Origin of the sequence: Citrobacter sp. wls717, from assembly GCF_005280955.1 — a bacterium.
Classification (GTDB): Bacteria; Pseudomonadota; Gammaproteobacteria; order Enterobacterales; family Enterobacteriaceae; genus Citrobacter; species Citrobacter werkmanii.
In genome coordinates, this window is sequence record NZ_SZWW01000023.1 from 1 (window position 1) to 396 (window position 396).

Consider the following 396-nt stretch of genomic DNA (forward strand, 5'->3'; position numbering starts at 1 on the left):
AGTGCTCACACAGATTGTCTGATGAAAATTAGCAGTAAGAAAATCTCTGCAGGCTTGTAGCTCAGGTGGTTAGAGCGCACCCCTGATAAGGGTGAGGTCGGTGGTTCAAGTCCACTCAGGCCTACCAAATTTCTGCTGATGCTGCGTTGCGGCGACACTCACATACTTTAAGTATGCTTCGTGTCACCACGCCTTGCCTCAACGGAAATTAAGGTTGATGAGATTTTAACTACGATGGGGCTATAGCTCAGCTGGGAGAGCGCCTGCTTTGCACGCAGGAGGTCTGCGGTTCGATCCCGCATAGCTCCACCATCTTTACTGCAACAACCCAAGAAAACTTCAGAGTGTACCTGAAAAGGTTCACTGCGAAGTTTTGCTCTTTAAAAATCTGGATCA

General features: G+C 48.2%; 2 tRNA genes. Both read left to right on the forward strand.

Features of this window, described 5'->3' with window-relative positions:
* Positions 1-50: 50 nt before the first annotated feature.
* Positions 51-127 (forward strand) — tRNA-Ile (locus tag FDX09_RS14235).
* A gap of 109 nt (positions 128-236) precedes the next feature.
* A tRNA-Ala gene (locus FDX09_RS14240) sits at positions 237-312 on the forward strand.
* The last annotated feature ends 84 nt before the right edge of the window (positions 313-396 follow it).